This window comes from Pseudomonas sp. DWP3-1-2 (assembly GCF_049896285.1).
In the GTDB taxonomy this organism is placed as follows: Bacteria; Pseudomonadota; Gammaproteobacteria; order Pseudomonadales; family Pseudomonadaceae; genus Aquipseudomonas.
Window position 1 is genome coordinate 60524 of sequence record NZ_JAFCTZ010000007.1, and the last position, 17260, is coordinate 77783.

The window sequence follows — 17260 nt, forward strand, 5'->3', positions numbered from 1 at the left end:
ATGCTTGAAGTCATCAACGACTTCCTTTCGGGCAAAGTGCTGATCGTACTTATCGTAGGGCTAGGCGGTTATTTCACGATTCGTTCGCGTTTCGTCCAGTTTCGCCACTTTTTCCACATGTTCGCCGTCTTTCGGGACAGCTTGCGCAGCAGCTCAACGCAACTCAGCTCATTCCAGGCGTTGATGCTCAGCCTCGCGGGTCGGGTGGGCGCAGGGAACATTGCCGGTGTCGGCATCGCCGTGACCATGGGCGGCCCGGGGGCCGTGTTCTGGATGTGGGTGACAGCGCTGGTCGGCATGTCCAGCAGCTTTTTTGAATGCTCGCTGGGTCAGCTGTATAAACGCTGCGACTCCGAAGGCCAATACCGCGGCGGCCCGTCGTATTACATCCAGCACGGTTTGGGGAAACGCTGGCTGGGCATGGTCATGGCGGTTCTGCTGCTGGTGACTTTCGGCTTCGCGTTCAACGGCCTGCAATCCCACGCCGTCACCGACTCCCTGCACGCCGCTTTCGGCCTTGATCCGCTCAAGACCGGCATTGGCCTGGCGGTGTTGCTGGGTCTGGTGTTCATCGGCGGGATCAAGCGCATTGCGGCCATCGCTGACTTGCTGGTGCCGGTCAAAACCCTGGCTTACATCGGTGTCACGATCTATGTGATCGTGCTGCAGTTCGATCAGGTCCCGGCCATGCTGGAAACCATCGTCAAGAGCGCCTTCGGTCTGGACCCGGTGTTCGGCGGGCTGATCGGCAGCGCCATCGTCATGGGCGTGAAACGCGGCGTGTTCGCCAACGAAGCAGGCCTGGGCAGCGCGCCGAACGTGGCAGCCGTGGCACAAGTTGAGCACCCGGTGGCACAAGGCGTGGTACAGGCGTTCAGCGTGTTCCTCGATACGTTCGTGATTTGTACCTGTACCGCGTTGCTGATTCTGCTTTCGGGTTTCTACACCCCGGGCTTTGAAGGCAACGGCATCGCCCTGACGCAGAATTCGCTGGCGGCAGTGGTAGGCGATTGGGGCCGGATGTTCATCAGCGTCGCCTTGGCGTTGTTTGTGTTCACCTCCATCCTCTACAACTACTACCTGGGCGAAAACAGCCTGCGCTTCTTGATCGGTGAGAGCCGCAAGGCGCTGATCGCTTATCGTGCCCTGGTGTTGGTCCTGATCATGTGGGGCGCGGTGGAAAACCTCGGCACTGTGTTTGCCTTCGCCGACATCACCATGACTTTGCTGGCGTTCGTGAACCTGATCGCGCTGGCAATGCTGTTTAAAGTGGGTATGCGTATCCTGCGTGACTACGACGACCAGCGTAAGGCAGGGATCAAGACGCCCGTGTTCGATTCGAGCAAGTTCCCGGATCTGGACCTGGACCTCAAGGCCTGGCCGAAGCCCCCAACCGTCAAGGCTGAAGCCGAAACGGTGCCTGCCGGCAAGCCCGTTACAGACGCTCGGTAACCATCCGGCAGGCCTGACCGGCCTGCCGTTTGTTTGATCACTCAGAGGAAAGGGTATGCACCACGAAGCTCGACACGTCATGGTCCTCTACACCGGTGGCACGATTGGCATGCAAGCCGGTGCCAACGGGCTGGCTCCGGCTTCGGGCTTCGAGGCGCGAATGGCCGGGCAATTGGCCGCTAACCCCGGGTTGACCGTCCCTCAGTGGCGCTTTCGCGAGATGTCGCCCCTGATCGACAGCGCCAACATGACGCCGTCTTATTGGTTGCGCCTGCGCGAAGCCGTGGTCGAAGCCGTGGATGTTGACGGTTGCGACGCGGTTCTCGTGCTGCACGGCACCGACACCCTGGCCTACAGCGCGGCGGCGTTAAGCTTCCAGTTGCTTGGGCTGAACGCTCCGGTGGTGTTCACCGGCTCCATGTTGCCGGCGGGTGTGCCGGACAGCGATGCCTGGGAAAACGTCAATGGCGCCCTGCTCGCCTTGGGCAAAGGTCTGGCGTCGGGCGTGCATCTGTTTTTCCACGGCGAACTGCTGGCACCGACGCGCTGCGCGAAAATTCGCAGTTTCGGTCGGCACCCCTTTGCTGCGCTGAACCGCTCCCATGGCGGGGAATCAGCCGATCCGCGTCCCGCTTCACTGGACTACCGCCAACCGCAAACCCTGGCCCGCGTCGCCGTGTTACCGCTGTTTCCGGGTATAGGTGCGGCACAGGTGGACGCCATGATCGGCAGTGGTATTCAGGGACTGGTGCTGGAGTGTTTCGGCAGCGGCACCGGGCCGAGCGATGATCCCCGGTTTCTCGCCAGCCTCAAGCGCGCCCATGAGCGCGGCATCTGCGTCGTGGCGATCACTCAATGCCACGAAGGCGGCGTTGAGCTGGACGTCTACGAAGCAGGCAGCCTGCTGCGTAGCGTCGGCGTGCTGTCCGGCGGCGGCATGACCCGCGAAGCCGCGTTGGGCAAACTGCATGCACTGCTGGGCTCGGGGCTGGACACCGAACAGGTGCGGCTGTGGGTTGAGCGGGATTTGTGTGGGGAACTGCGGTAACAACATCGTGCCCGCTGCCGCTCAGCAAACATCGAACCCAATGTGGGAGGGGGCCGGGCGGCGTTCCGCTTGTCCTCGAAGGGGGCAGCTCAGGCAACGTTAACGTCTGGACGATCTCATCGTCCGGCCGAGGCGTTAGTCCTGAGGACCGTCTCGGCCAGGGGCGTAGCGATTTTCCCTGGCTTCGCGCTGTAGCCTATCGCTTGCAACTCAAGTGCGGTGACAGCGATCGTCCTCGGCATAAATCGCCGTATGCAGATTACCCTCGGCGTCACGCCATGCCCGATACATGCCTGGCGTGTTGAAGCTCAGCACGGTCTCGCCTGACGGAGAGACGGCGATGACCCCGCCATTGCCGCCCATGGTTTTCAATTCGCCAGACACAACGGTATCGCAAGCAGTGTGAAGGTCTTCGCCAGCCAAAAGTACGCGGGACGCGATGTTGTGAGCGACAACCGTGCGAATGAAAAACTCGCCGTGCCCGGTCGCGGAGATAGCTGCGCTGCGGTTATCGGCCCAGGTTCCGGAACCAATCAAAGGCGAGTCGCCGACGCGTCCGTAACGCTTGTTGGTGATGCCGCCCGTGGACGTGGCCGCTGCGACATGGCCACTGCGATCCAGGGCAACCGCACCTACCGTACCGAACTTTTTGTCGATACCGCCCGGCTCCAGGGAAACGCTATCCGGCTGTTGGCGTTGCCTTTCCCACTGACCACGGCGCAGGTCGGTGTCGTACCAATCGTTGGCGACCCGCTCCAGGTCCTGCTCGGCAAGAAAGCTATCCGCGCCAACACCAGCGAGCAGGACGTGCTCGCTGTGTTCCAGTACCGCTCGCGCCGCCAGAATCGGATTGCGCACATAGTGAATGCCCGCAACCGCACCGGCTTCGCGATTACCGCCGGTCATGATCGCCGCATCCAGCTCGTGATCCCCCGCATGGGTGAAGACGGCACCTTTGCCAGCGTTGAACCATGGGCATTCTTCCAGTTCGATGACCGCCGCCTGCACGGCGTCCAGACTGCTGCCATCCTGCTCCAGCAACACCAGACCCGCTTTCAAAGCACGCAACAAGGCGTCGTGAATCGCGTTTTCATCATCCACCGTCAACAGACCGGGGGTCAGCACGCCTGCGCCGCCGTGTAGCGCAATAGCGATAGGATTGGCCATCAAGCATGGACTCCGTGATCGAGAATCTGATTGAGAAAGCGTCGGGTGCGCTCTGATTCGGGTGCCGAGAAGAAGCGCTCCGGGGTGGCTTGCTCGACAATTTCACCCTGATCCATGAACACCACGCGGTCCGCCACTTTTCGGGCAAAGCCCATTTCGTGGGTCACGCAAATCATGGTCATGCCGTCCTGAGCAAGACCGGTCATGACCTCCAGCACTTCGGCGATCATTTCCGGGTCCAGGGCCGAGGTCGGTTCATCGAACAACATCACTTTGGGCTGCATGCACAGCGCCCGGGCGATGGCGATGCGTTGCTGCTGCCCGCCGGACAGTTGGGAAGGAAATTTGTTGGCGTGGGCGCGCATCTGGACTTTGTCCAATAACGTCAGCGCGCGCTCAATCGCTTCATCCTGCGGCACACCGAGGTTGGAGGTTTGCGGCAAGGTGCAGTTTTTCAGCACGGTCAGATGAGGAAACAGATTGAAATGCTGAAAGCACATGCCGACCTGGCGACGAATCCGCTCCAGCCGTTTCACGTTGTCGTCCAGTACTTCGCCCAGCACCTCGATAACGCCCTGCTGGTGGTGTTCCAGTTGATTGATGCAGCGGATCAAGGTCGATTTTCCCGAACCCGACGGCCCGCAGATCACGACCTTTTCGCCCGGCTTGACCGAGAGTGAAATGTCCCGCAGCACATGAGCGTTGCCGTACCATTTGTTCAGGTTTTCGATGCGCACGATGGGCGCTGCATCAGTCTCGCGATGATCAGTCATGAGCGGTTCTGTTCCAGTTTCTTTTCAAGGTGCCGGGCATAGCGCGACAGTGCGAAGCAAACTACGAAGAAATAAATCGCCAGAAAAATGTAGATCTCATGGCCATAGCCCACCCATTCCGGTGCGGCCGCCGTACTCATGGCGATGCCGACGATGTCCAGCACGCCCACGATCATCACCAGCGTGGTTTCCTTGAACAGGCCGATGAACTGAGTCAGAAGCGGAGCAATCGACTGCTTCAAGACTTGCGGCAGAACAATCTGACCCATGGTTTTCCAATAGCCGAACCCCAACGCCAGCGCCGCTTCGTATTGACCCTTGGGCAGGTTCTGCAAACCGCCGCGCAGGGTTTCAGCCATGTAGGCCGCCGTGAACAGAATCAGTACCAACTGCACCCGCAGCAGGATGTCGAACACCGAACCCGGTGGCAGGAATAGCTGAATCATCAACGAGGCCATGAACAGCAACGAAATGACCGGTACCGAGCGCACCAGCTCGATATACATCACGCTCAAGATGCGAATCACCGGTTTCTTCGACCGGCGCCCCAACGCCAGCAGGATGCCCAGCGGCAAGGCGAAGATCATGCCCACGGTGCCGAGGAAAACCGTAACCATCATCCCGGCAAACTTGGTCGATGAAATTTCCGGCAAGCCAGCGCCACCCTTGAGCAGCCACCACATGACCACCGGCAGCAGCGCCAGATAGCCCATCAGCACGCGACGATCCAGACGCCGGAAGAACAGCAGCACGAACGCGACGACGGCCAGCACCAGCGCCAGCGTCACCCGCCAACGCTCGGCTTCGGGATAGAAGCCGTAGACGAACAGGTTCCAGCGCTGGGTAATGGGCAACCAGCACGCCCCGTGGGGGTTGCATTCTGTGCGGCTGGTCCCGACGAACGTGGCATCAAAAATCAGCCAGCTCAGCGCTTTTGGCACCAGCCAGAACAACAGGGCCAGTACCAGCAGAGTCAGCAAGCCATGACCGATACTGGGAAATAAATGTTTACGGGTCCACACCTGAGCACGTGCCAGCAAAGGCAGGCGCGGCGGCAGGCGTACGACGGCGGCTTGATTGATCGCGTTCATCCTCAATGACCCCGCAGGCTGATACGGTGGTTGTAGATATTCATCGCAATGGAAATCAGCAGGCTGATCACGCAATACGTCCCCATGACCAAGGCAATGCATTCAATGGCTTGCCCGGTCTGGTTCAAGGTGGTTCCGCCCGTTGACGACACCAGTTCCATGAAGCCCACCACGACGCCCAGCGAGGAGTTCTTGACGATGTTCAAGTAGGTGTTGGTGATCTGCGGAATCATCGGGTAAACCGCTTGCGGCACGATGAGCTGGCGCATGGTCGGGCCATATTCGAAACCCAACGCCTTGGCCGCTTCGTACTGGCCGCGCTGTACCGATTGAATCGCGCCGCGCACGGTTTCAGCGATGTAACTGGCGCTGTAGAACGACAACGCCAACCATAAAGCCAGCATCTCCGGCACCAATGCCACGCCGCCGATGAAACCGAAGCCTTTGCGGGTCGGGACTTCCCAGGTCAACTGTGCATCGCTCAGCGCATAGACCAGCAGCGGCAACAGCACTGCGCACCCCAGCAGCCGGGGCCAGCGACGCCCGCCAAAGCCATGCCAGGGCGCTTTGGCTTCGCGCACACGGCAGCTGATATAAGCCAGCAATGCGCCGGTCACCATCAACAGCACACACCAGCCGACCAGCGAACCCTGGGCCAGCCACGGCAACATCAGACCGCTGTTGCTCAAATAGGCGACATCGAACAACGGAATCGCCTGCCTGACGCCGGGCAATGCCAGCGCCAGCCCATACCACCACACCAGGTGCACCACCAACGGAACGTTGCGCAGGAATTCGATACAGGCACCGGCAAGGCGGCTAATCAACCAGTTCTCCGAAACCTTGCACAGGCCCAACGCCACACCCAGCACCGTAGCCATCACAATGCTCATCACCGACACCAGCAAGGTATTGAGCAGCCCCACCAGATACGCACGAGCGTAGGTATCGTTGGGGGTGTAATCGATCAATTTGAAGCTGATGTCGTAGCCGGCCCGCTCATCCAGAAAACCAAATCCGGATGCAATATTCAGTGCCTTCAAATTGAGGCTGGCGTTATGCGCCAACAGGTAAAAAACAGCTGCAACAATGGCCAGCACAAGCCCTTGTTGCAGCACGCTCAGTACTCGAGCGCTCTGCAAGCGTTGGGTCCACATGACAGTTATTCCGTTGGGTGGTGTTGCGATCAGCGGATAGGTGGCGCGTAGAGCAAGCCCTGGTCTTTCCACGAGCGATTCAGGCCGCGAGGAAAGTTGAGGACGGTTTTTTCGCCCAGATTGCGCTCGTAGATTTGCGCGTAGTTACCCACTTGCTTGATTGCCCGATAAGCCCAGTCGTTATCAAGACCGAACGATTTGCCGACAGTCCCTTCGCTGCCCAGCAAACGTGCAACATCCGCTGACCCACCTTTCTTGTCGCGCATCTCATCGACGTTTGTGGAAGTGATACCGAACTCTTCTGCGGTCATCAGCGCGTAGGCGGTCCAGGTCACCACATTGCGCCAAACGGTGTCGCCCTGCGCCACGAACGCACCCAAAGGTTCTTTGGAAATCACTTCAGGCAGCAGCGCGTAGTCCTGCGGGTTATTCATGATTGCGCGTCGGGAGGCCAGGCCTGACAGATCGTTGGAGATGGCATTGCAACGTCCGCTTTGAAACGCCGCGAACAACTCGGGGCTCTTTTCGATGATCACGGTTTTGTACGTCAGGCCGCGCTGACCGAAATAGTCTTCCAGATTCTGTTCTGAGGTGGTTCCCGGTGACAGGCAGAACGTCGCGCCGTCCAGATCGGTCAGTTTCTCGATACCGTCCTTGGCGTGGGTCATGAAACCCTGGCCGTCATAGAACCAGACGGTGGTGAAATCCACACCGAGGCTGGCAACACGATCTGCAGTCCAGGAAGTGGCGCGTGACAGCACGTCGATTTCGCCGGAAGCCAGCGCGGTAAAGCGATTCTTCGCGGTGGTTGCGATGTACTCCACCTTATTGGAGTCGCCCAATACGGCAGCGGCCACGGCACGGCACAGATCCACATCCATGCCCGTCCATTGGCCCTTGTCGTCGATCAACGAAAAACCTGGTTTATCACTGGCAACACCACAGCGCACCGCACCATGGGCTTTCACTTTGTCCAGCACACCTGCCTGGGCGGCGGCAGCGCCCATAAGGCTTGCCAGCAGCATCGATGCGGTAAGAAAACTCTTTAGGCCATTCCGTTTTTGCATAACATGCCCCTTCTACAACGTTTTCGTTTTTTTATATTGGATAAACCACGACGTATCGGCAGGTGGCGACTGTCTGCACAATAACGATAGAAAACAGGGATGCGTTAGTAACTGTTGATCCACTATGCTGAACAGGCTATCGAATTTTGGAATAACACGATGGACATCGATTGGTATCAGGATTTTCTTGCGCTGGCCGACACCGGTAAATTCACTGCCGCCGCCAGCATGCGTGGCTCTTCACAATCAGCACTCAGCCGGCGCATCCAACTGTTGGAGGCGTATCTGGGCGCAACCCTGATTGATCGGGGCAAGAACCCGATCCGCCTGACGGCCGCCGGTGAGGCGCTGCTACCCAATGCTCTGGAGCTGGTGCGCCTGGCGCGCGATTGCGAGCAAAGCGTGAAGATCCTTGATCGGCCGCTGACCTTTGCTTCTCTGCATACCCTGGCCTGTAATTTCTTCCCTGACTGGATCAGCCAATTCTCGTCGCCGCAAACCCCGATGTTCACCCGGATCGACACCGGCTACCGCAGCACCGACGATTACTACATGGCCCTGATGTCGGGCCGTTGCGACTTTATTCTGTTTTACGGAGATGCCCAGACAGAGCCTTATTCGCGGCAGAGCGAATTTGAAGTGGTGTCCCTGGGGCACGACGAACTTTACTGGGTGGCAACCCCCGAGCTGGCGGCGCGCTGTGCGGCATCGGACGACCCGATTCCCTGGCTGACTTACGCCCGCAGCGCCCAGTTGCACGATCTTTCACGCATCCAGATCGAGCGCCATCCTGAACCGCATCGCTTGCGACGGGTATTCGAAGCAACCGTTTCCGAAGCGCTCAAGCCAATGGCCGCCAGCGGCCATGGCGTCGCCTGCATGCCGCACACAATGGTGGCGCCCTTGATCGAGCGCCAGGAATTGGTGCGTCTTTATCCTGACATGCAGTCCGATCACCTCGAAGTCATCCTGGTCCGCTGGCGCGGCAACCGTAATCCCGAGGCGGATGCGTTCTGGCAGAAAATTTCCTGAGGGGCCTTCAAACCAGTAAACATGGAATCTTTAGGCGCCAACGTGTTGGCAAGGCATCAGTACTGCTTAAACAGGACAATCGTTTCGCGAACAAATTCGCGCTTATCAAACAATGCCTACCCCTCTGAATTGAAATGTTTCTGCTTATACAAACGCAAGCATTCAAAAAACAGGACGATTCCTACCGTGCTCGAGGAATCTGCTTATACCCCGCATTGAGAGATAGAAAGAAACTCTTACTACTTTCGTGAGAGGCTGACTTCCAATGCGCAAACTGCTGTCGACGGTTTTTGCTGTTTTATTCATGAGCACACCTGTTTGGGCTGCTACTTGCTCATTCAGCCCTCCGAATTCAAAGTTCCTGAATTATGAACCGGGAAAAGGACTGCCTGTTATCACCGGGCCGTATCAGTTCAACCTGACTGAAAAGCCCAAGGCACTGTTAGCATTTGATGGCGTTATGGCAGTTTATCCGAACAAAGAATATATAAGCTACCAGTTAATCTCAGACGAGATCATCGCCGAAACACTGTCCCAATTCACCACCCGCGTTCTATCCGCAGCCGACCTTGATCGCTATTTGTACGGCGTCTTCAGGCTTGACGAACTTAACGACGCGGATCAAAAACTTATAGTAGCCATGCGTGCAGACCTGAAACTTGAATGTCAGGTACAGATCACCCATTACCACATTGGTTCTGAAGTAGAAGCCCTGCTCCATGAAGGTGCAGGCTCAGAACACCGCATTCTCGTTTTATCAGAAAAATCGACTCACTTGATCAGTGTGAAAGGCACACAAACAAAAGCACTGGAAGTTCTACAAAGCATCAAGAAAAGGAGTTTGTAAGGCATGGATGACAAAGACAAGCGGGAACTGAAAAAAGTACTCGTGACCTGGTATGGACCTCAAGCTGAGAACTGGGAAATGACCCCTGCATTACTGAATCTCGTCATAGAGATGATGAGAGAGATGCGAAGTTGTACTGCCGCGATGATCCTCGTCCCAGAGCCTGTGACATTCGGAAAGGCGCTATCGCAACTGGCCAAGTCAGCGATAACGCGATTTATAACACGGCTGCATGACGACTCAGAAATATTCAAGACGTGTGGAGGGCGAGTTTTGTTGAATTATAAAAGCAGGGTAGCCATGGCCGGGATGGGGATCTGACTGTTTTCAGACGGCATGACTCGATAACCCGGAGCTACTAAACTACTAAAGCCAACTTGCTGACGAGGCACTCATGCTTCTCTCGCGAACAAGCTGGCTCAACATGGGGATTGATTACGGAGTCAAACCGTACTCTCCTCCCGCGCATCCCTCAGCATCGAATCCAGATTGCGTTCGATGTTGTCGCACAGCGCTGTCATTTGAATCTCGTGCTCACTGGCGCTGAACGGGCTTTGCAGGTCGGTGCCGATTTTTTCGATGGCCAGCAGCATGAAGCCCACCACGGTGGACGCCAACGGGGTAAACCAGCCGAGTGTGTCCACCAGACCGATCGGCACGATGACGCAGAACAGGCTGATAAACAGACGCGGGAATGCCACGTAGGGATAAGGCAACGGCGTGTTGGCGATACGCTCCATGCCGCCCTGGCAGTTGGAAATCTCCACAAGGGTCGTTTCGATGCGGGCCAGACGGATGCTGTCCAGGCGGCCAGCGTCGTACTCCTTCGCCAACAGCGCGGCCGAGGCGTTGAGCACGTCGTTGGGGAAGTTATTGGTGTCGTGGCGCCGGGCATATTCTTCGCGGGTGATCAGCGACTGAACATCTTCACCGCAAGAGCCGCCCTTCAAATGCGCAGACAGGCACTTCACGTAGGCCACATGCCGACGCAACAGCACGGCCTTGGTGGGGTTGATGTCGCCGTCATCCTCGATCAGCGTCAGCACCTGGCGGGCAAAGCTGCGGGAATTGTTAACCAGTCCTCCCCACAAGGTGCGCGCTTCCCACCAGCGGTTATAGGCGCTGGAGTTACGAAAACTGGTCAGCACCACCAGCGCCGAACCGAGCAAGGTCAACGGCAATGCGGGCAGGCTGATCTTGCGGTCCAGAAACAGCATGAAATCAACCGTCACGATCACGTCCCAGATCAACAGCCAGAACAACGACCAGCCTACGTAGCCAATGGTTTTAATCAGGAACCGGTACTTCTCGATGATCGCTTGCTGCAATGGGACTACCTCATGGCTACTGCGTAGAACACGCCGTTACCCTGCTTCGAAACTGTTTGCGGGATATGGTTCGCAAACGACGGTGCAAATCGCTGAATCGTTTAAGTTTGCTCGAATCTGCAGCTGTTGCCCATCCACTCCACCTCAATCAGGAGGAACAAACACCCCTTGGGTGTGCTCCACACTTATCAGGATGTTCAGCAGCACGTCACCGAGGGTAATTTCAATGAACTCGCCTTTAACGAGTGAACAAAGCACCGCGCGCGACCAACTCTGTATCAACACCATCCGCACATTGGCCATGGATGCCGTGCAGAAGGCCAACTCCGGCCACCCCGGCACGCCCATGGCGCTGGCCCCGGTGGGCTACACGCTGTGGAACCGGTTTTTGCGTTACCACCCCGAACATCCGGACTGGCCCAATCGCGACCGTTTCGTGTTGTCTGTGGGTCACGCCTCGATGCTGCTGTATTCCCTGTTGCATCTGGCAGGCGTGATAGAGATCGACGAGCACGGCAACCCTTCGGGCAAACCTGCGGTGAGCCTTCAAGACATCCAGCAGTTCCGCCAGCTCGACTCCAAGACGCCCGGCCATCCGGAATACCGGATGACCACGGGTGTAGAAACCACCACTGGACCGCTAGGCCAAGGCTGCGCCAACAGCGTCGGCATGGCCATGGCCGAACGTTGGCTGGCTGAGCATTTCAATCGTCCACAAAAGACCCTGTTCGATTACAGCGTTTACGTGCTGTGCGGCGACGGCGACATGATGGAAGGCGTGACCGCTGAAGCCGCGTCCATGGCCGGGCACTTGAAGCTGTCCAACCTGTGCTGGATCTACGACAACAACACCATCAGCATCGAAGGCCACACCGACCTGGCGTTCAGCGAAGACGTGCAGACCCGTTTCGAAGGCTATGGCTGGAATACGCTGCATGTGGCGGACGCCAACGACACCGAGGCGCTGGCTCGAGCCCTTGAAGTGTTCAAAAAAACGGACGATGCGCCCACCCTGATTGTGGTGGACAGCGTGATCGGCTACGGCTCACCCCACAAACACAACACCGCCGCCGCCCATGGCGAACCCCTGGGCGTCGACGAGATCAAGTTGACCAAAAAATTCTACGGATGGGATGAGAACGCCAGCTTCCTGGTCCCGGAAGAGGCCCGCGACTGGCTGCGCGAGAGCCTTGTGCGCCGCAACGGCGGCACGTATGAAGCCTGGGAAGGCACGCTCAATGAACTCAAACGCAGCGACCCCCAACTGGCTGATCAATTGCAGCGCATGCGTGCCGGTGAGATGCCGGATCAATGGCAGGATCAGCTGGAAACCTTCGAAGCCGACGCCAAAGGCATCGCTACACGGGCTGCCGGGGGCAAGGCGCTCAACGCATTCGCGGCGCAGATTCCCTGGCTGCTGGGGGGTTCGGCGGACCTGTCGCCTTCGACCAAGACCAACCTGACGTTCGAGGGCGCTGGCAGCTATTCCGCCCAGGACTACAGCGGGCGCAACCTGCATTTTGGTATCCGCGAGCACGCCATGGGTTCCATCGCCAATGGCATGGCGCTGTCCTATGTCCGGCCGTACACCTCGACGTTCCTGGTGTTCAGCGACTACATGAAGCCGCCGATTCGCCTGGCCTCGATCATGGAACTGCCGGTCATTTTCGTCTTCACCCACGACTCTATCGGCGTGGGCGAAGACGGCCCGACGCATCAGCCCATCGAGCAACTTACCCAACTGCGCGCCACGCCGGGCGTGCTGACGCTGCGCCCCGGGGACGCCAACGAAACCGTGCAAGCCTGGAAAATCGCGCTGGCACAGACCAGTCGCCCCTCGTGCATTATTCTGTCGCGTCAACCCATGCCGACGCTGGATCGCACGCAATACGCTTCGGCTGAAGGGCTTGCACAGGGCGCTTATGTGCTGGCAGATGCGCAGGACGCAGAACCGCAGGTGATTCTGATTGCCACGGGCAGTGAAGTCGGCCTGGCGGTGCAAGCCTTCGAGCAGTTGAAACAAGAAGGGATCGCCGCCCGCATGGTGTCGATGCCGTGCTGGGAACTGTTCGAGGATCAGGATCCGGCTTACCGCGACAGCGTCTTGCCGCCCAGCGTCACAGCGCGGGTCGCGGTTGAACAAGCCGGCCCCATGGGTTGGGATCGCTACGTGGGCAATACCGGCGCCAAAGTGGTCATGAACACCTTCGGCGCTTCAGCTCCCATTGAGAAGCTCCAGGCAAAGTTTGGCTTCACCGTGGAAAATATCGTGAAGCTGGCGAAGGAGCAGATCGAGCGTTGATTTCAATGAAATCACCTTGTGGGTGCGGGCCACGCAATGCTCCGCGTTCCCATCAATGGAGATATCCGGTATAGATCACACACGACCGATGCCCTTGCAGCTTTTCGGCTATTTATGGAATACTGCGTTCACTACTCAGCCCCGTACGCAGTGATTCAGTTCACTGGCCGTTGGGGTGAAGAAACCGGCCTCCAGGCCGGTTTCTTCGTTTTCAAAGGACTGAAACCTTGCGTACAGCGTGCTTTGTCGACGGCTACAATCTGTTTTACGGCCTTTTAGCAGGCACTCCGTATAAGTGCTCCCTTTTGGCGCATATCATTCGGGTCGAGCATCCAGACAGCACGCTCAGCGACGTCAACTTCTTCACTTCGGGGGTCAAACCCTCACTGGCCAGTCGCGGCATCGCTTCAAAAGAAGCCCAGGATACCTACCTGCGCGCCTTGATCGCGCGAGGTGTAAACGTATTTTATGGCCGTCACCAACTGGAGTCTGGCAAGGCACCACGTTTTGTCGACAAAAACACACCTGCATCCAGAGACGATCAAGTCGAAATCTGGAAGCTGGAAGAGAAAGAAACGGATGTGCATATTGCGATCAGTATGTATCGTCTCGCCGCTCGAGAATCATCGCTGCGGCCTGAGGAGCGGACTCAGCAGATTGTCTTAGTCTCCGCCGATACCGATATGACGCCCGCCATGAGAGCCCTTCGCGAAGATTTTCCGGACCTTCACTTGGGTGTCATTCTGCCCCACCGTGAAGGTATTCAGCGCACAGCTCCCGGCTCTTTAAAACAGCATGCGAACTGGATGCGTCACGCAGTAACCGAAGTCGAGCTTGCTGCGCATCAGTTCCCGCCACGTATCCCCACCCGCAAAAAACCGGCCGACAAACCAGCGTACTGGTGAGCACCCGAAAAGCCTTTCAGCCAGACCGCTCGTTCCAACAGATCATTTTGATTCAGCAGCCGGTCAACCCGACTTGCGGCCTCTCACCCTCGAAAAAGAACGGCCGGAATTTCACGCCCACGACATTCCCCGCATACGCGGCCACGAGCCATAACCAGCCGTGCAGGCTGCCGGACGCAATGCCGCTGAAGTACGCGCCAATGTTGCAGCCATAAGCCAAACGCGAGCCATAGCCCAACAGCAAACCGCCGATTACGGCCGCCACCAGCGAGCGAGCCGGAATCTTCAGGTTGGGCGCGAATCGTCCCGCAAGCCCGGCTGCCAGCAACGCGCCGATCATGATGCCGATGTCCATCACGCTGGTGATGTCCTGCCACACCGGGGCGGCCAGTGCCTTGGCGTTGGCTGGCATTTGCCAGAACGCCCAACTGCCCACATCAACGCCCACCGAGCCTGCCACCTTGGCGCCCCACAAGGCGAACGCCGACGTGATCCCCCAGGGACGCCCGGCCAATGCCAGCGTCGCGTAGTTGAGCAATGCCAGACCAATCGCGCCCCACACCAGCGGCCAGGGCCCGCGCAGGAAACGCCGCAAGCCAACGTGCTCGCTGGTCACTGCAGCTTCCAGTTGGCCGTGACGGCTTTTTTCCAGGCGCAGTGTGATAAAGGCGATCAAGGCAAATACCGCCAGACTCAGCACCAGTGCGGGGATCACGCCGAAGCTTTTCACGATGGAGGTGGCCGGGAACGAGGGCAGCGAGAACCACCAATCGACGTGGTGAGTGGCGATCAGCGAACCGATGATAAAGAACAGCAACGTCACCAGCATCCGCGCGTTACCGCCACCGGCCGTGAACAGCGTACCCGATGCGCAGCCGCCGCCCATCTGCATGCCGATGCCGAAGATGAACGCACCAAACACCACCGATACACCGGCAGGTGCGACCAGACCGGTGACAGGCTGGCCGAACAGAGAGCCCGCGCCCAACGCCGGGAAAAACAGCACCACCGCGATGGCCAGCATGACCATCTGCGCCCGCAACCCGGCACCACGACGCTCACGGATGAACACCCGCCACGCCGAGGTAAAACCGAAGGCCGCGTGATACAGCGTCAGGCCCAGCGCCGCACCGACAATCAACAACAGCACCTGGCGGACGCCGACGCTGCTCAGGAGAAACATCGGCGCGAACAACAATAGAAAAGCAGCAATCAACGCCGCACCCGGCTTGCGCCGAGGCGCCACCGCAAGAGAAGTAGTCATGGGAAGTCTCGGTGGAAAAGTTATGGCAGCGAGTATATCGCGCTGGCAAAACACCTGGGGGAACTCCGCCGTGCAGCAAACTGTGCGACAGCTCGTGGGACCGGCTTCAACCGGGAAGACCTCGAGCGTGACGCCAGAAAATGTATGGCCGGTCGGGCCTTTTCCCGGCTAAAGCCGGTCCTGCAAGGACATTGCCGGGTCGGACCTCTTTGGCGCCCCCCCACAAGGTCATTCCCGGCCTCTATAGCTCGGCTAATCCCGCCAGGCCCGCCGCAGCTTCTCGAGCGCCTCAGCGATATCGACTTCCGGTACGGCCGCAAACCCCAGCACCAGTCCGGCGCGGTTATCCACAGGCTCGGAGGACTCCGGCAGCCAGTAATCGCTGAGCGGGGTGATTTCGACGCCCACGCTTGCGGCCTTTTCGATCAGTTCCTGCTCCCTGGCCAGGCTATCCACCCGGACCGCGACGTGCAGCCCGGCGACGACTTTGGGCATTGGGCTACACCCACGCACGCTGTCAGGCCAGCCGGCCAGCAAAGCGTCACGTCGGGTCAAGGCGGCGCGACGCATGCGGCGGATGTGGCGCTGAAAGTGGCCGGACGCAATGAACTCAGCCATCACCACTTGGGTGCTGGCTTCAGAATGACGCATGTCCACGGCGCGACGCTGGCTGAAGGGCTCGACAAAACCAACCGGCAGTACCAGATACCCCAACCGCAGCGCCGGGTAGACGATCTTGCCGAAGGTGCCGACATACAACACACGCCCCACGCGATCCAATGCGGCCAAGGGAGCCAATGGCGCGCCGCTGTAGCGGTATTCCCCGTCGTAATCGTCCTCGACAATCCAGCCTTGGTTTTTCTCGGCCCAGGCCAGCAGTTCCAGGCGTCGCGCCAGACTCATGACCACGCCCATGGGGTATTGATGTGAAGGCGTTACGTAGGCGAGTTTGCACGCGCTGTGTTCCAGTTGTGCGCAGCACATGCCCTCCTCGTCCACCGAAATACCACGCAGCGTTGCGCCGGCAAGGGCAAACGCATGACCGGCCGCGCGGTAGCCGGGATTTTCTATCGCGACACCCTCACCCGGCTCAAGCAGCAGCTGTGCACAAAGGCTAATGGCTTGTTGCGCACCGCTGGTGATTACTATTTGCTCAGCCTTGCACTGCAAGCCCCGTGATGTGCGCAAATAAACCGCGATCAACTCCCTGAGCCGCCCATCTCCCGCAGGCTCGCCGTAACCCAGCGTCTGCAAATCAGCTTTGCGCCAAAATGCCGCATGCAGCTTGCCCCACACGGTAAACGGAAACAGATCGAATGCAGGGATGCCTACCCGAAAAGCGCGTGGCGCCCCCTTGGCAGGCTTATTCAGATGATGCCGCTTGAGCCGGTCGAGTGCCGGGCTGTGGATAACTTCAATCGATGAAATCTGCTGAGAATCGGACGATTTTGTGGATAAGGTTGTGGGTAAGCCTGTTGATAACCCTGTGGACAGTTTTGTGGATAATTTATCTGGAAGGATCGGCTTTTCGGGCAGCAGCGCGACGTATGTGCCGTCACCGATACGCCCGTGGGTGAATCCTTCCGCGTAGAGTTGATCGTAGGCGCGCATCACGCTATTGCGCGAGATGGACAACGACTCGGCAAGGTCCCGGCTGGCCGGCAAACGCGTACCGCTGCTCAAGCGCCCGTCGAGAATCCGCTGTCGCAGCGCCTGATACAACTGACGACTCAAGCCCTGACGGCGGTCCAGTTCAATACCAGCCAGGTTGAAAGGAAAAGACAGCGGGCGCTCGGGCATCACATTGGTCCTGTCAAATTGGCCTTA

The 17260-nt window shown here is 58.6% G+C and carries 15 protein-coding genes; 7 read left to right on the forward strand and 8 right to left on the reverse strand.

Annotation, left to right across the window (positions count from 1 at the left end; all coding sequences use genetic code 11):
* Both ACP7B0_RS16280 and ACP7B0_RS16285 read left to right on the forward strand, forming a co-directional pair.
* A complete protein-coding gene (locus ACP7B0_RS16280; RefSeq protein WP_426142451.1) occupies positions 1-1452 on the forward strand; it encodes an alanine/glycine:cation symporter family protein in 1452 nt (483 codons plus the stop codon).
* A gap of 55 nt (positions 1453-1507) precedes the next feature.
* The gene (locus ACP7B0_RS16285) at positions 1508-2500 is read left to right on the forward strand and encodes an asparaginase (protein WP_426142452.1); all 993 of its coding nucleotides are present in this window, start codon (positions 1508-1510) and stop codon (positions 2498-2500) included.
* A gap of 210 nt (positions 2501-2710) precedes the next feature.
* Here the strand turns inward: ACP7B0_RS16285 and ACP7B0_RS16290 are convergent, their stop codons facing one another.
* From ACP7B0_RS16290 to ACP7B0_RS16310, 5 genes are read right to left on the reverse strand one after another with little or no spacing between them, the layout of a single operon-like run.
* Entirely contained in the window at positions 2711-3667 is a 957-nt protein-coding gene (locus ACP7B0_RS16290) for an isoaspartyl peptidase/L-asparaginase family protein (RefSeq protein WP_426142453.1), read from the reverse strand.
* Entirely contained in the window at positions 3667-4440 is a 774-nt protein-coding gene (locus ACP7B0_RS16295; RefSeq protein ID WP_020291623.1) for an amino acid ABC transporter ATP-binding protein, read from the reverse strand. Before ACP7B0_RS16295 ends, ACP7B0_RS16290 begins: the two co-directional genes overlap by 1 nt.
* Entirely contained in the window at positions 4437-5531 is a 1095-nt protein-coding gene (locus ACP7B0_RS16300; protein ID WP_426142455.1) for an amino acid ABC transporter permease, read from the reverse strand. The genes ACP7B0_RS16295 and ACP7B0_RS16300 overlap by 4 nt, the downstream gene beginning before the upstream one ends.
* A 2-nt stretch (positions 5532-5533) precedes the next feature.
* Positions 5534-6688 (reverse strand): amino acid ABC transporter permease, encoded by a 1155-nt coding sequence (locus ACP7B0_RS16305; RefSeq protein WP_426142456.1) that lies wholly within the window; start codon positions 6686-6688, stop codon positions 5534-5536.
* A 29-nt stretch (positions 6689-6717) separates the two neighbouring features.
* Positions 6718-7755 carry an amino acid ABC transporter substrate-binding protein gene (locus tag ACP7B0_RS16310; RefSeq protein WP_426142457.1) on the reverse strand — a complete coding sequence of 346 codons (1038 nt, stop codon included), beginning with the start codon at positions 7753-7755 and terminating at the stop codon, positions 6718-6720.
* Positions 7756-7914: 159 nt separating this feature from the next.
* On the opposite strand from ACP7B0_RS16310, the gene ACP7B0_RS16315 reads away from it, so the two are divergent.
* The 3 genes from ACP7B0_RS16315 to ACP7B0_RS16325 all read left to right on the forward strand — a co-directional run bounded on the left by ACP7B0_RS16315 (position 7915) and on the right by ACP7B0_RS16325 (position 9955).
* Positions 7915-8787: a LysR family transcriptional regulator gene (locus tag ACP7B0_RS16315; protein ID WP_426142458.1), complete on the forward strand. Its 873-nt coding sequence runs from the start codon at positions 7915-7917 to the stop codon at positions 8785-8787.
* Positions 8788-9052: 265 nt separating this feature from the next.
* Complete coding sequence (locus tag ACP7B0_RS16320; protein WP_426142459.1) at positions 9053-9634, forward strand: hypothetical protein; 582 nt, start codon at positions 9053-9055, stop codon at positions 9632-9634.
* 3 nt (positions 9635-9637) lie between these two features.
* On the forward strand, positions 9638-9955 hold the full coding sequence (locus tag ACP7B0_RS16325) for a hypothetical protein (RefSeq protein ID WP_426142461.1): 318 nt from the start codon (positions 9638-9640) through the stop codon (positions 9953-9955).
* A gap of 122 nt (positions 9956-10077) precedes the next feature.
* Here the strand turns inward: ACP7B0_RS16325 and ACP7B0_RS16330 are convergent, their stop codons facing one another.
* Complete coding sequence (locus tag ACP7B0_RS16330; RefSeq protein WP_426142463.1) at positions 10078-10962, reverse strand: bestrophin family protein; 885 nt, start codon at positions 10960-10962, stop codon at positions 10078-10080.
* Between the two features lie 226 nt (positions 10963-11188).
* Here ACP7B0_RS16330 and tkt point away from each other — a divergent pair, with 226 nt between their 5' ends.
* Positions 11189-13264 (forward strand): transketolase, encoded by a 2076-nt coding sequence (gene tkt, locus ACP7B0_RS16335; RefSeq protein ID WP_426142464.1) that lies wholly within the window; start codon positions 11189-11191, stop codon positions 13262-13264.
* Between the two features lie 227 nt (positions 13265-13491).
* Positions 13492-14169 carry an NYN domain-containing protein gene (locus ACP7B0_RS16340; RefSeq protein ID WP_426142466.1) on the forward strand — a complete coding sequence of 226 codons (678 nt, stop codon included), beginning with the start codon at positions 13492-13494 and terminating at the stop codon, positions 14167-14169.
* 52 nt (positions 14170-14221) lie between these two features.
* On the opposite strand, the gene ACP7B0_RS16345 is transcribed toward ACP7B0_RS16340, so the two are convergent.
* Together ACP7B0_RS16345 and ACP7B0_RS16350 are read right to left on the reverse strand one after the other, a co-directional pair.
* Positions 14222-15433, reverse strand: coding sequence for a YeeE/YedE family protein (locus tag ACP7B0_RS16345; RefSeq protein ID WP_426142467.1), 1212 nt, complete (start codon positions 15431-15433; stop codon positions 14222-14224).
* Between the two features lie 252 nt (positions 15434-15685).
* A complete protein-coding gene (locus ACP7B0_RS16350; protein WP_426142468.1) occupies positions 15686-17233 on the reverse strand; it encodes a PLP-dependent aminotransferase family protein in 1548 nt (515 codons plus the stop codon).
* Between the last annotated feature and the right edge of the window lie 27 nt (positions 17234-17260).